10 protein-coding genes and 2 pseudogenes are annotated in these 13,757 nt (G+C 63.1%); 6 read left to right on the top strand and 6 right to left on the bottom strand.

Annotated features, from left to right (window positions below):
- Positions 1-69: 69 nt before the first annotated feature.
- Positions 70-951 carry a DMT family transporter gene (locus AC0V7N_RS26850; RefSeq protein ID WP_475451243.1) on the bottom strand — a complete coding sequence of 294 codons (882 nt, stop codon included), beginning with the start codon at positions 949-951 and terminating at the stop codon, positions 70-72.
- A gap of 93 nt (positions 952-1,044) precedes the next feature.
- Here AC0V7N_RS26850 and AC0V7N_RS26845 point away from each other — a divergent pair.
- A pseudogene (locus tag AC0V7N_RS26845) lies at positions 1,045-1,185 on the top strand (helix-turn-helix domain-containing protein); the annotation flags it as partial.
- A gap of 159 nt (positions 1,186-1,344) precedes the next feature.
- Entirely contained in the window at positions 1,345-1,911 is a 567-nt protein-coding gene (locus AC0V7N_RS26840) for a LysR substrate-binding domain-containing protein (RefSeq protein WP_496628028.1), read from the top strand.
- A 13-nt stretch (positions 1,912-1,924) separates the two neighbouring features.
- On the opposite strand, the gene AC0V7N_RS26835 is transcribed toward AC0V7N_RS26840, so the two are convergent.
- Positions 1,925-3,157, bottom strand: a complete 1,233-nt coding sequence (locus tag AC0V7N_RS26835) for an MFS transporter (protein WP_475451242.1) — start codon at positions 3,155-3,157, stop codon at positions 1,925-1,927.
- Between the two features lie 112 nt (positions 3,158-3,269).
- Here AC0V7N_RS26835 and AC0V7N_RS26830 point away from each other — a divergent pair, with 112 nt between their 5' ends.
- The gene (locus tag AC0V7N_RS26830; protein ID WP_475451241.1) at positions 3,270-4,028 is read left to right on the top strand and encodes a DeoR/GlpR family DNA-binding transcription regulator; all 759 of its coding nucleotides are present in this window, start codon (positions 3,270-3,272) and stop codon (positions 4,026-4,028) included.
- A 138-nt stretch (positions 4,029-4,166) separates the two neighbouring features.
- Positions 4,167-5,957, top strand: coding sequence for an aspartate--tRNA ligase (gene aspS / locus AC0V7N_RS26825; protein WP_027042284.1), 1,791 nt, complete (start codon positions 4,167-4,169; stop codon positions 5,955-5,957).
- A gap of 115 nt (positions 5,958-6,072) precedes the next feature.
- On the opposite strand, the gene AC0V7N_RS26820 is transcribed toward aspS, so the two are convergent.
- Positions 6,073-7,263, bottom strand: a complete 1,191-nt coding sequence (locus tag AC0V7N_RS26820) for an aq_1923 C-terminal domain (protein ID WP_475451240.1) — start codon at positions 7,261-7,263, stop codon at positions 6,073-6,075.
- Between the two features lie 338 nt (positions 7,264-7,601).
- Between AC0V7N_RS26820 and parC the strand changes: the two genes are divergently transcribed.
- Positions 7,602-9,854 carry a DNA topoisomerase IV subunit A gene (gene parC, locus AC0V7N_RS26815; protein WP_475451239.1) on the top strand — a complete coding sequence of 751 codons (2,253 nt, stop codon included), beginning with the start codon at positions 7,602-7,604 and terminating at the stop codon, positions 9,852-9,854.
- Between the two features lie 262 nt (positions 9,855-10,116).
- A pseudogene (locus tag AC0V7N_RS26810) lies at positions 10,117-11,319 on the top strand (AI-2E family transporter); the annotation flags it as partial.
- A 27-nt stretch (positions 11,320-11,346) separates the two neighbouring features.
- On the opposite strand, the gene AC0V7N_RS26805 reads toward AC0V7N_RS26810, so the two are convergent.
- From AC0V7N_RS26805 to AC0V7N_RS26795, 3 genes are all read right to left on the bottom strand, one after another.
- Entirely contained in the window at positions 11,347-12,243 is an 897-nt protein-coding gene (locus AC0V7N_RS26805) for a DMT family transporter (RefSeq protein WP_475451237.1), read from the bottom strand.
- Positions 12,244-12,371: 128 nt separating this feature from the next.
- Positions 12,372-13,136, bottom strand: coding sequence for an arginyltransferase (locus tag AC0V7N_RS26800; protein ID WP_475451236.1), 765 nt, complete (start codon positions 13,134-13,136; stop codon positions 12,372-12,374).
- A 139-nt stretch (positions 13,137-13,275) separates the two neighbouring features.
- Positions 13,276-13,746: an RDD family protein gene (locus tag AC0V7N_RS26795; protein WP_475451235.1), complete on the bottom strand. Its 471-nt coding sequence runs from the start codon at positions 13,744-13,746 to the stop codon at positions 13,276-13,278.
- Positions 13,747-13,757: the final 11 nt, after the last annotated feature.

The raw sequence follows: 13,757 nt of genomic DNA, 5'->3' as shown, positions 1-13,757 counted from the left end.
CGTCGCTTGCAGCCTGGCTTCACGGCTATCCCACAACTCTTTCAGATTCCCCCATCGCCTGTCGTCGGACTACAAGCCCAACCGCCTGGTTGCTCCCGAAGCGATTCCTATTCCGACGAAGACCGCGATTAGCCCGACAATCAGCTTCGCGCTCACTTGCTCGCCCAGGGAGACGACACCGAAGATCGATGCCGTCACTGGATTGACCGCGACAGAGACGGCAACCAGCGTCGGCGCCGCGCGTCCAAGCGCGAATGCCCAGAGGAAGAAGATGAAGGCACCGCAAATTATGGCGAGGTATCCGCTCGCTATCCACTGCGGTGCATTAAGCGTGGCAAGTCGTGCGAAGCCTCCGTTCGATGCCACCAGGACCGACAGGCAGACCGCACCCACGCCCATGCCAAACGCCACGAACGGGATTGGCGCGGTGCGGGACAGAAACGGTCGCGACCAGACATTGTAGAGCGCCATGCAGCATGCGGCCGCGACCATGAGCAGGTCTCCGCGCCATGCACCTGGGGGAGCGGTCGCCAGGCTCGTGCCGAGTGCGATGGCCACCCCGGCCATCGCGGTCAGGACGCCGACGATCTTGCGCATGGTCGGCAGCTCGATCCTGAGTACTGCCCCGGCTGCCATGGTGAGCAGGGGCAGCGTCGAAAGCGCCAGGGCTCCGCGTGCCGCCGTCGTGTAGACAAGGGCTCCATTGAACAACACGGGAAACAGGCCGAAGAACAGCAGACCCAATGCGGCGGTGCCGGGCCAGTCGCTCTTCGGCGGCCATTTGTCGCGCCGCACAAGTGCCACGGCGACCAGAACCAGAAACCCGCCGTCGAACCGGATCGCACCGATCGTCAGAGGATCGAGCGTGCCGGCAGGATATCGAGTTGCGCCAACCGCCGTGCCGCCAAGGGCACTGGAGAGAATCGCCGCGAGCACGCCCAGAATTTCCATTGTTTCCCGATCTTGCCAGTTCGGCGCCAGCGATATCGGGCAGGCGGGTCGAAAGGAATCGAATAAGCTCAATGAGTTTGATAATGTTTCGCTATGAACAGCCCAAGCCTTGATCCCGACCTGCTGCGCGCCTTCGTCGTTGTTGCCGACCGCCTCTCGTTCACGCGCGCCGCCGAGCAGCTCAATCGAACGCAGGCCGCCGTCAGCCTGCAGGTGAAGCGTCTCGAGGAACGCCTCGACATCGCCCTGTTTCGCCGCTCGACCGCCCGCGTTGAACTCACGGCCGCCGGGGAGGGCTTTCTGACCGATGCGCGCCGCATCCTTGCTCTCAATGAGCAGGCGATTGCCCGTGTTGCCAATCAGCGTGTGGCTGGACACGTTCGTATCGGGGTCATGGAAGACTATGGCACCAAGATCCTGCCGCGCCTCCTCGCCGACATTGCCGAGCGATTTCCGCTCGTTCAGGTCGACATGGAGATCGGTCTCACAGCTCTGCTTCTCAAACGGCTCGGTTCATCGTTCGACGCGGTCATCGCCATGCATCCGGAAGGCACTGTCGAGGGTGATCTGATATGCCGCGAAAGGGCGATTTGGGCGGCTGCCGCGACCCGGGCCGTCGAGGAGATCGATCCGCTGCCCGTCGCCTTGTCCTATCCCGATTGCCTGTTTCGCGCCTGGGCCGTCGAGGCGCTCGACAAGGCAGGCCGGCCATGGCGATTGGCCTATGTCAGCCCGAGCCTCGCCGCCACGGAGGCAATCGTCGAACAGGGCCTGGCAATCACCGTGGTCAAGGGCAGCATGCTTGCGTCCGGCCTGCGGGGCGTCCATCCGGGTCGACATGTGCCGCAGCTGCCCGGGGCCGAAATACGCCTTCATCGGGCCGCAACGTCTTCCGCCGGCACTGCATTGGTCGTCGATCACCTCGCGCATCGCCTGCGGCTGTCGGCCCTTGGTTCTTAGAGGCAGACGCCATTCACCCCTCTGCAGCCCGCGCTAGGGCCTTGTCCGGCGTCGGTTCGAGCGGCTCATCCGCCGGCGTGGCGGGTTTTTCAGCGACCGGTCGCCGGCCAAGCGATCCCGCGGTCAGCAGGCTCAGCACGATGAACGGGATGCCGATGCCAAAGGCCGAGCGAATACCCCAATGGTCGGAGACGAAGCCGAGCAGCGGCGGGCCAAGCAGGAAGGCGACGAAGGAGATCTGCGACAGCGCCGCGACATTGATCGCAGCCGGCCGATCTGTCCGCTGCGCGGCGGCCGAGATCGCCAGCGGGAAGAGGGCGCTGGTGCCGATCCCCAGAAGGGCAAAGCCCAGCATGGAGAAGATCGGCGCGGGCGAGAAGAACACGATCAGCACACCGGCCGCCATCATCACCAGCAGCACCCGCGCCACGCCGCTTGGCGAATGGCGGTCGACGAAACTGTCGGCGAAGAAGCGCGTGGTTGCCTGAGAAAAGGCAAACAGCGCCACGGTGAAGCCGGCGACGAAGGGCCCGGATTCGAACACGGTGCGCATATAAATCGCCGACCAGTCGATGCTGGCGCCTTCCATCAGCATCGCCGAGAGCGTCACGGCGACGAGGACGAGGATCGGTAGTGTCGGCCGTGCCAGCACGGGCGCCTTTTCGCCGGTGCCGGCAAAGCGGCTCGGCGCCGGCTGGTAGCTGCCCAAGAACAGCGCCATCGCGATCGCGACGATCGGCACGATCAGCGCCAGATGCAGTTGCGGCGATATACCGAGATGCGCGAGGCCCGCGCCGAACAGGCCGGCGCCGAAAAAGCCGATGCTCCAGAACGAATGCGCGCGGTTCATGATGCGGCGCTTGACCAGGAATTCGGTCCGGTCGGCCTCGACATTGAGCATGATCTCGACGCTGCCGATCATCAGGCCGACCGGAAAGAGCATCAGGAACAGCGCCAGCGGACCCGGCGCATGCACCGCGATGGCATAGGCAAGCGCCACCAGCGGGACCAGGGCAAGCAGCGCGCTGCGGAAGCCGACGCGCTCGAGCAGCGGCGTCGCCAGCGTCAGCGCCGTCAAGGTGCCGATCGGCGTTCCGATCAGGGCGAGGCCGAGCGTGCCGTCCTCGATGCCCATGGCGTGCTTGATGTCGGGCAGCCGCGGAAAAATGTTGCCCATGGCGAAGGAATAGATCGCGAACCCGGCATAGACGCGGTGTTGCGGGGCAAGGTTGAGGCCAAAGCGCATCGCTGGTGCTTTCAAAGGAGGAGAGGCGAGCTTGTCCAGCAGCCTGGTTGACCACTCCTTGCATAAACGTGCAAAACATGCAAGAACGTGCACAGAGAAATAGGAACAGGCAATGCTCACCGATCAACGGCACCAGCTTATCCGCGAGCGCCTTGCCGCGGAGGGAAGCGTGCTGGCAGGCGAACTGGCGAGCCGCTTTGGCGTTTCGGAGGACACGGTGCGCCGCGACCTCAGGGAATTGGCGAAAGCCGGGCACTGTCGCCGCGTCTATGGTGGCGCGGTTGCGGCGGCGCCCTTTGCGGCGGCCCCCGTCGGTCTGCGCGGCGGCCATGCGGTCGAGGAGAAGGCGCGGCTGGCGAGCGCGGCCGTGGCGTTGCTCTCCGGCAAACAGACCCTGTTCATCGACGGCGGCAGCACCAACACCGCCATCGCCAAAGCCATTCCGCGCGACCTCGAACTGACCATCGCCACCAATTCGCTCGGTGTTGCCTCGGCGCTGTCCGAGCATCCCCTTGTCGAACTGATCGTGCTCGGCGGCAGGTTCGTCCGCGACCTCGGAACCTGCGTCGGCGCCGACACGCTGGCCGCCATTGGGCAGCTTGGCGCCGATCTGTTTTTCCTTGGCTCGTGCGGCCTCGATGCCTCACGCGGTGTGACGGCATTCGATTCGGCCGAGGCCGAGGTCAAGCGGGCGATGGCCAGGAACAGCGCCGGTATCGTCATCGCCGTCACCAATGACAAGCTGGCCACTGCGGCACCCTATCGCGTCGCCGGCGCCGAAGCGATCCGCCATCTGGTGGTCGAAAAGACCGCGCCGGCCGCGATCCTTGCCGATTTCGAACGCCAGGGCGCCGAAATCCACTTCGCCTGAACGCTCAGTGGCATGCCGGGCATCGGGATCGCCCGCTTGCCTTGACAAATCCGGCCTCCCATGCGCTTTTCGCGCAAATTTTGGGCCGGGCTTTGATGCTTCGGCCGCAACCCAGCACCCCGGACTTTAGCAATGACCATGCACCGTTACCGCAGCCATACCTGTGCCCAGTTGAGAAAGAGCGATGTCGGCTCTTCCGTTCGCCTGTCGGGCTGGGTGCATCGCGTGCGCGACCATGGCGGCCTGCTGTTCATCGACCTGCGCGACAATTATGGCCTGACCCAGATCGTCGCCGATCCGGATTCGCCGGCCTTCAAGGTTGCCGAGACCGTGCGTGGCGAGTGGGTCATCCGTGTCGACGGCGAGGTCAAGGCACGCTTGCCTGAGACCACGAACGCCAATTTGCCGACCGGTGAGATCGAGATATTCGCCCGCGAGATCGAGGTGCTGTCCGCAGCCAAGGAATTGCCGCTGCCGGTGTTCGGCGAGCCCGACTATCCCGAGGATATCCGGCTGAAATACCGTTTCCTCGACCTGCGCCGTGAGACGCTGCACAAGAACATTATCGCTCGGACAAAAATCATCGCCGAAATGCGCAGGCGCATGGGCGAGGTCGGCTTCACCGAATTCTCGACACCGATCCTCACCGCGTCGTCGCCCGAGGGCGCGCGCGACTTCCTGGTGCCGTCGCGCATCCATCCCGGCACGTTCTACGCGCTGCCGCAGGCGCCGCAGCAGTACAAGCAGCTGATCATGGTGTCGGGCTTCGACCGCTATTTCCAGATCGCGCCCTGCTTCCGCGACGAAGACCCGCGCGCCGACCGTCTGCCTGGCGAATTCTACCAGCTCGACCTCGAAATGAGCTTCGTCGAGCAGGACGATGTGCTGTCGACCATGGAACCGGTGATGCGTGGCGTGTTCGAGACCTTCGCCAACGGCAAGCCGGTGACGCAGAAGTTCCAGCGCATCCCCTATGATGTCGCCATGCGCAAATACGGCTCCGACAAGCCCGACCTGCGCAACCCGATCGAGATGCAGGCCGTCTCCGACCATTTTCGCGATTCCGGCTTCAAGGTCTTCGCCAACATCCTGGCCAACGACCCGAAGGCGGAGGTGTGGGGCATTCCGGCCAAGACCGGCGGCAGCCGTGCCTTCTGCGACCGCATGAACTCTTGGGCGCAAGGTGAAGGCCAGCCGGGGCTGGGCTACATCTTCTGGCGCAAGGAGGGCGACAAGCTCGAAGGCGCCGGCCCGCTCGCCAAGAACATCGGCGAGGAGCGCACCGAGGCGATCCGCCAGCAACTCGGCCTTGCCGATGGCGACGCCGCCTTCTTCGTCGCCGGTGATCCGAAGAAATTCGTGTCCTTTGCCGGTGCGGCGCGCACGCGCGCGGGCGAGGAGCTGAACCTTGTCGATCGCGAGCGCTTCGAACTGTGCTGGATCGTCGACTTCCCGTTCTTCGAATGGAACGAGGAGGAGAAGAAGATCGACTTCGCCCACAACCCGTTCTCGATGCCGCAGGGTGGCATCGATGCGCTGAACGGCGAGGATCTGCTCGGCATCAAGGCGTTCCAGTATGACATGGTCTGCAACGGTTTCGAGATCGCCTCAGGCGGCATCCGCAACCATCTGCCCGAAACCATGGTCAAGGCGTTCGAGACGGTCGGGCTGGACCGTGCCACGGTGGAGGAGCGCTTTGGCGGCCTCTACCGCGCCTTCCAGTACGGCGCGCCGCCGCATGGCGGCATGGCGGCCGGCGTCGACCGTGTCGTCATGCTGCTGGTTGGCGCCAAGAACCTGCGCGAGATCACCATGTTCCCGATGAACCAGCAGGCCTATGACCTGTTGATGAACGCGCCGTCGGAAGCCTCGCCGCAGCAGCTTCGTGAATTGGCGCTGCGCGTTGCACCGACCAAGAAGGACGCCTGATCGCAAGCTTCGGACGGCACTTTAAAGAACCGTCCGAACCGATTCTTTCGATTCGATAATCCAACAAAAAAGCCCGGCATCGCTGCCGGGCTTTTTCGTATCTGAGGCCGTTCGATCAGTCTTCGTTGGCCTTGACGTGGACGCCGAGCGTCTTCGGCAGGTCGAGCGGGTTGGACATGGCACCCGCCATGATCAGCGCGAACGGCACCGATGCCGGCGGCTCGGCCGAGACTTCGAGGCTCTTCGGATCGTCGAGATACTTGCTGACCGCAGCCGTCACTTCGGCCGTCAGTTCCGGATTGTTGAGCTGCGCCATGCCGAAGGGCACGATCGCCTTGGCCTGGTTGGCGATGTCCTTGGCCGACATGCCCTGCTGCTTGCCGACATAGTCCAGCACCTTGCCGGTCAGCGAATCGTCGTCGAAACGGATCGAGGCGCTGTTGAACGACAGCTGCTGCAACAGGCCGAGCATGGCCATGCCTTGCGCCGAATTGTCGGCGCCTTCCGGCTGCGCGGCCATCTTCTTCTGCATTTCCTGCAGCGACTTGATGAAGTCGATCGTGTAGCCGCCGAGATCGAAGGTCATGCCAAGCGTGCCGGCATTCTCGATGGAGATGTCATATTTCGACAGCTCCATCTTGCCGTCCGAGGGCAGCCAGGTGCCGGCCATTGCGAAATTGCCGGAGATGTTCTGGTAGCCGAGCGCGTCGATGACTTCCTTGGACTTGGGGTCGTCGACCAGCGACAGATCGGCCGAGAATTTCTCCGTATTGCCGGTGAATTCCATCGCCTTGCCGTCCGCCGGCGGTGTGATCTGGATGGCAAGCCCGTCCATCGAGAAGGCGGTTTTGTCGGCGACTTTGACCGTCATGTTGGAGAGTTCGGCCGACTTGTACATCATCAGCGAGCCAAGCGGGCCGGTGGAGCCATCGGCCGGAACCGTCATGTCGTGGATGATGAAGGGGCTGAGATTGAGGGTGACGCCGTCCTTGCTGTGTTCGAAGGCCGAGGTCGAGACGGTGCCGATGTCGTAGCCGCCATTGGCTTCGGTGACGTTCTCGAGCTTGACGTCGCCGATGGTGAGGGCTTCCTTTTCCGCAGCCGGCTTGATGGCAACGCCCTGCAGCACCATGCTGGTGTTGTCGCCGGTCACGCCGGTCCAGGAGATGTCGACGCCCTGGGCGGCAAGCGTTGCCTTCAGCCGGTCGGCGACAGCCGCGTCCTGGGCAAGGGCGGCATTCAGCGGAAGTGTGAACAAGAAGGTCGAAAGAGCGAATTTCCGGAGAGTTGAGCGTTTGATTGTCATCGCAAGGTCCCTGAGAGTGTCCTGAAATTGTTTTTCAATTCTTCGCGCCATCACCATTCCGTGACGAACTGGACGGGAAAAAGGCATGTCCCGGCACAATGGTCGAAAATCGCAGTGAAAGGCAAACCCGAACCGTATGCTATTGGAGAATGCAGTGAATTTGGCATGAAGGTCGGGCCGTCGAGCGTTATCGTGCTTCGCAATAGATGTGGCATGTAACAGATTGATGTTGGCCGGCAAGCTAGACCTTGCGGTTTCCTGTTGCACAACAGCGCGCAAGCCGATTGGTCCGGCACGCGCCTCTTGCCGCGAATCACCCGCTCGGCTAGTCCCAGCCCATGGCAAAAAGGGTTTTGCCGCCTCAAGATGGCGGTGGCGATCACATCGAACCGGTCGATCTGAAGAAGGCGCTGGAAGAGCGCTATCTTGCCTATGCGCTGTCGACCATCATGCACCGGGCGCTGCCCGATGTTCGCGACGGGCTGAAGCCGGTTCACCGCCGCATCATGCACGCCATGCGCCTGCTGCGCCTCAATCCCGACCAGGGCTTCGCCAAATGCGCCCGTATCGTCGGCGAGGTGATGGGCAAGTTCCATCCGCATGGCGATCAGTCGATCTACGACGCGCTGGTGCGGTTGGCGCAGGATTTTTCGATGCGCTATCCCCTGGTCGACGGGCAGGGCAATTTCGGCAACATCGATGGCGATAACGCCGCCGCCATGCGCTACACCGAAGCGCGCATGACCGACGTGGCGACCGAACTGCTCGCCGGCATCACCGAGGATGCCGTCGACTATCGGCCGACCTACAATGAAGAGGACGAGGAGCCGGTGGTGCTCCCCGGCGCCTTCCCGAACCTGCTTGCCAACGGCTCGTCCGGGATCGCGGTCGGCATGGCGACATCGATCCCGCCGCACAATGCGGCCGAACTCTGCGACGCGGCATTGCATCTGATCGAGCATCGGGATGCGCCGGTGGCGAAGCTGATGGAGTTCGTCCAGGGCCCGGATTTCCCGACCGGCGGCATCATCGTCGACAGCCGCGCCTCCATCCTCGAAGCCTATGAGACCGGGCGCGGCGGTTTTCGCGTGCGCTCAAAGTGGATCCAGGAGGACCAGGGCAGGGGCACATGGAGCATCGTCGTCACCGAAATCCCCTATGGCGTGCAGAAAGCACGGCTGATCGAGAAGATCGCGGAGCTGTTGATAGCGCGCAAGCTGCCGCTGCTCGAGGATATCAGGGACGAAAGTGCCGAGGACATCCGCGTCGTGCTGGTGCCCAAGAGCCGCTCTGTCGATTCCGGCATCCTGATGGAATCGCTGTTCAAGCTGACCGAGCTTGAAAGCCGCTTTCCCCTCAATATGAATGTGCTGTCGCGCGGCAAGGTGCCCAACGTGCTGTCGCTGAAAGGCGTGCTGCAGGAATGGCTCGACCATCGCCGCGACGTTCTGATCCGCCGCTCGAAACATCGCCTGGGCGAGATCGAAAGACGGCTGGAGATCCTTGCCGGTTACCTGATCGCCTATCTCAACATCGACGAGGTGATCAGGATCATCCGCGAGGAGGACGAGCCCAAGCAGGTGATGATGGCCCGTTGGTCGCTCACCGACACCCAGGCCGAAGCCATCCTCAACATGCGCCTGCGCGCTCTGCGCAAGCTGGAAGAATTCGAGATCCGCAAGGAATTCGATGGCCTCACCACCGAGAAGAAGCAGATCGAGGCGCTGCTGGCATCGGATGCCAAGCAGTGGGCGACGATCAAGTGGGAAGTCACCAGCATCCGCGACAAGTTCGGCCCCGAGACCGAGCTCGGCAAGCGCCGCACCCAGTTCGCCGACGCGCCCGAGCATGACCTGACCGATATCGCCCACGCCATGATCGAGCGCGAGCCGGTCACCGTGGTGGTTTCGGAAAAAGGCTGGCTGCGGGCGATGAAGGGGCATCTGGCCGACCTTTCGACGCTGACCTTCAAGGAAGGCGACAGCCTGAAGCTCGCCTTCCATGCCCAGACCACCGACAAGGTGCTGGTCTTCACCACCGGCGGCAAGTTCTACACCATTGGCGCCGACCGGCTGCCGGGCGGGCGTGGCCATGGCGAGCCGATCCGCATCATCGTCGACATGGACAATGACCAGGACATCGTCACCGCCTTCGTCCATGATCCGAAGCGCAAGCTGCTGTTGGCCTCATATGACGCCAATGGCTTCATCGTGCCGGAGGAGGAAGTGGTCGCCAACACCCGCAAGGGCAAGCAGGTGATGAACGTCAAGGCGCCGGACGAGGCCAAACGCTGCATCCCGGTCAGTGGCGATCACCTGGCCATCGTCGGCGAGAACCGCAAAATGCTGGTGTTCGCGCTCGCCGAAATTCCCGAGATGGGCCGCGGCAAGGGCGTTCGGCTGCAGAAATACAAGGATGGCGGCCTGCTCGATCTCAAGCCGTTCACCTTGGAGACAGGCCTGTCCTGGCAGGATTCGGCCGACCGCACCTTTACGAGATCGCGCGAAGAACTCGCCGAATGGATCGGCGCCAGGGCATCGGCCGGGCGTATGGTGCCCAAAGGGTTCCCGAGGACGGGGAAGTTTGGGTAGCGCCGAATCTCCCCCCTCGAGGGGGAGATGTCGCCGAAGGCGACAGAGGGGGGTCGGTTCGACCGGACGCGACCTCCTACTTCGACCAGACGCGACCTTATACTTTGAACAGAGAATGCTAGCGCTTTACGCGAGGCGACCCCCTCTGGCCTGCCGGCCATCTCCCCCTCGAGGGGGGAGATATCCAACCATTTGGAGTATCGTCACGATTGCTGCACTATATCAGTGCATAAAGGGAAGGGCGTTTGGGAGACACGGGCGTTTGAAGGAATCCAAAATCCAGAAACCGGAGCGCCACCAGCGCCTGTTCGGCTTGTCGACGCCGTTGCGGTCGGCTGTCATTCCGCCGCTGTCGGCGGCGCGCTGGCTGCTGGTGCTGATCGTCGCCGCCGGCGTCTATTTCTTCCACGGCTTCCTGTTCCCGGTACTGGCCGCGCTCGTCATCGCCTTCGCCAGCTGGCCGCTCTACCGGCGTCTGCTTGTTGCGGTCGGCGGCAACCGCACCATCGCCGCGACCTTTGCCATCCTGTTCATCCTCGCCTTCCTGGTGATACCCATCGCGCTTGCCGGCACCTATGCCATCAACGAGGTGCGCGAGTGGGTTGGCTGGGCGATCGAGACCAATCGGCATGGTGCTGTGACGCCGCACTGGATCGCCACCATGCCTGTCATAGGCGACTGGCTGAACGAGCAATGGACGACCAATTTCGGCCATCCCGGCGGCATTGGTGAACTGATCCAGCTGGTCAGCGGCGCCAACATCGGCAGCATCTATCGCGGCGCCCTGGCCGCCGGCGGCAGTGCCTTTGGGCTGCTCTTGACGCTGCTGTTCATGATGATCGCGCTGTTCTTCGCCTATCGCGACGGCGAGCATTTTGCCGGCCAGGTCGACCGCCTCGGCGAGCGCATCCTGCCGACGCGATGGGAGCGGATTTCGCGCGTCGTGCCGGCGACGATTTCCTCGACGGTGACCGGCATGACCGTCATCGCCATCGGCGAAGGGTTGGTACTGGGCATCGCCTACTGGCTCGCCGGCGTGCCGTCGCCGGTGACGCTCGGCGCCCTGACCGGCGTCATGGCGCTCATCCCCGGCGGCGCGCCTCTGTCCTTCACCCTTGTCTCGATCTACCTCGCCGCCAGCGGCTCGCCCATGACCGGTCTGGCGCTGTTCCTGTGGGGTGCGGTCGAGCTGTTCATCGTCGACAAGACACTGCGCCCGAAGCTCGTCGGCGGGCCGATAAAACTGCCCTTCCTGCCGACCTTTTTCGGCCTGATCGGCGGCGTCAAGACCATGGGTTTTCTCGGCCTGTTCATCGGCCCGGTGCTGATGGCGCTGCTGGTCGCCATCTGGCGCGAATGGCTGCGCGAGGTGGAACTGGTCGACGAGACGGCTGCAGGCGAGGCGGTCGAAATCGAAGCCGGTCCGCAGATCGAAATCCTGCCGGAACCAAGTTCGGCGAAAAAGCCAGCGCCTGATTCCGAAAGTTTGTTTCTAGACCGGGTGATGCACCGCGAGATCGGACCGGTGCTTTCGGCCGTCATGCAACTGCCAGAGCGAATGCGCGATCAGTGTGACGATCAGGATCGCGCCACCGATCAGGCTGTTGCGGGTCGGTGCCTCGGCAAAGATCATCCACACCCAGATCGGCGCCAGCACGGTTTCGAGCAGGTAGAACATCGCCACTTCCGGCCCCGAAATGTATTTCGGCCCGGCGGCGAGGCAGAAGAACGAGATCGGCATGATGACGGCGCCGTTGAAGATGATCCACCAGGGTGCGTTCACGTGAAAGCCTTCGCCTGACACCATAAAGGCGGCCAGGGCCATCGGCAGAAGGACGCCGACGAGCGAGGTGAAGCCCATGTCCTTGCCGCTGGCGCGCGAGATGGTGATGGCCACGGCGATGAAGAAGGCCGAGCAAAGCGCCATGAAATCGCCGAACAGCTTGCCGGTGCCGACCGAGCCGCCGACGATGACCAGCACGCCGAGGATCATGATCGACATGGCGATGACCGTCACCAACTGCGGCCTTTCCTTCAGGAATAGCCAGGACAGCAACCCTGCGAACACGGTGTTGAAGGCCAGGATGAAGACCAGATCGGCGGTCGAGGTGTGATAGACGGCGGTGACGAAGGTGATCCCGGTCAGTCCGTAGCAGATCGCCACGATCAGGCCTGACCAGCCGGGGATGAGCGGCGGTGCGTTCCGGCTGAGCGCGCGCCAGACCGACCAGATGACCATCGCCGCGACGAATGTGGTGCCGGTGCGCAGCAGCATGATCGTCCATGCGCCACCGTCGGCGAGGCGGATCAACGGTATGTCGACCGTCAGCGTCAGCCCGCCGATGGCGGTTATCAGAAGGCCCTTCTGGTGATCGTGGTGAGAGGACATGCAGGAACTTTCGCAATGAAGTGCAGGCTGGCGGCCGGCCGGTACAACGGCGCACTCTCTCCAGCCAACCGGCTGAAAGACCAGCATCCCCTGCCTTGAAACAGTTTAAGCGCGGATCGTGGAAGAACTCAGCGTGAGACCGCTTCGTTGGTGTAGCGCTCCCAGCCCTTGGGGCCGAGATGCTCCTGCGGCATGAAGCGCATCTTATAATTCATCTTGCGCGAGCCGTTGACCCAGTAGCCGAGGTAGACATGGGGCAGGCCCATCGCCCTGGCGCGGGCGATGTGGTCGAGGATCATGAACGTGCCGAGCGAACGCTCCTCGAATTCGGGATTGAAGTAGGAATAGACCATCGACAGGCCGTCGGCCATCTTGTCGGTCAGCGCCACCGCGATCAGTTCACCCTGACCCTTGCCGGTGATGAAGGTGTCGGGTCCACGCCGCCGGTATTCGATCACCTTGGTGTCGACATGGGTATCCTCGACCATCATGGCGTAGTCGAGCACCGTCATGTCGGACATGCCGCCGCGGCGGTGGCGGGCATCGAGGTAGCCGCGGAACAGCGAATATTGTTCGGTCGAGGGTTCGGCATTGTGCATGGCGCCGACGAGGTCGGAATTATGCTGCAGCACGCGCTTCATGTTGCGGCTGGGAGCGAACTCCTGGGCGAGGATGCGCACCGAGACACAGGCACGGCAGGTCTCGCAGGCCGGCCTGTAGGCGATGTTCTGCGAGCGCCGGAAGCCGCCTTGCGTGAGGAGATCGTTCATCTCCGACGCCTTGTCGCCGACCAGATGCGTGAACACCTTGCGCTCGAACTGGCCGTCGAGATAGGGGCACGGCGACGGCGCGGTCAGGAAGAACTGCGGCGACTGGGTCGGATGCTGCGTCATCTAAGTCTTGGAAACACTCCTTCGAGTCGCTCTACCTTTGGCGCGGAAAGCAAAAAATTCAACAGGATTGTGAAGGCGCGAGCAAGCTAAGGCCTTCACATTTGCACTGACGAGGCGGGAGCGCTCCCGAAAAACGCCTTTAACGGCCGCTGCGGCTAACCACCGTGCCGAGCAGAAGGTCGTGCAGCGTGCGCTTGCGATCGGAGAACAAGGTCACCAGCAGCACCAGCGGCGACAGGATGACATTGCCGGCCCAGAACAGCACGGAATGGACGACCGCGGTCAGTCCGTCGATCGGCCGGCCGTCGAGCCGGTCGAGGCGGATGCCCATCACCTTCATGCCCGTGGTGGCCTGGTCGGCGCTGCCCAGCGTGTTCCAGATGTAGAGGATAGCAACGGCCGGCAGCAGGACGCCGAACAGCATCCAGCCGAGACCGAGGGTCAAAAGCCCGAGGAAGAACACCAGTATGGCGAACGGAATGGTGAGCAGCGCGACGATGATATAGTCGACCACGAAGGCCAGGATGCGCCTTGTGCGCACGCCTTCATAGGCCCTGACATCGTCAAGCCGGGTGTTGATGATTTCGCCGTCGAGAACGCGCGCGTTCATGTCATTTCCTC

The organism is Mesorhizobium kamtschaticum, from assembly GCF_056174585.1.
Note: the sequence above shows the minus strand (reverse complement) of the source record. Positions and strands in the feature narration are given on the sequence as shown.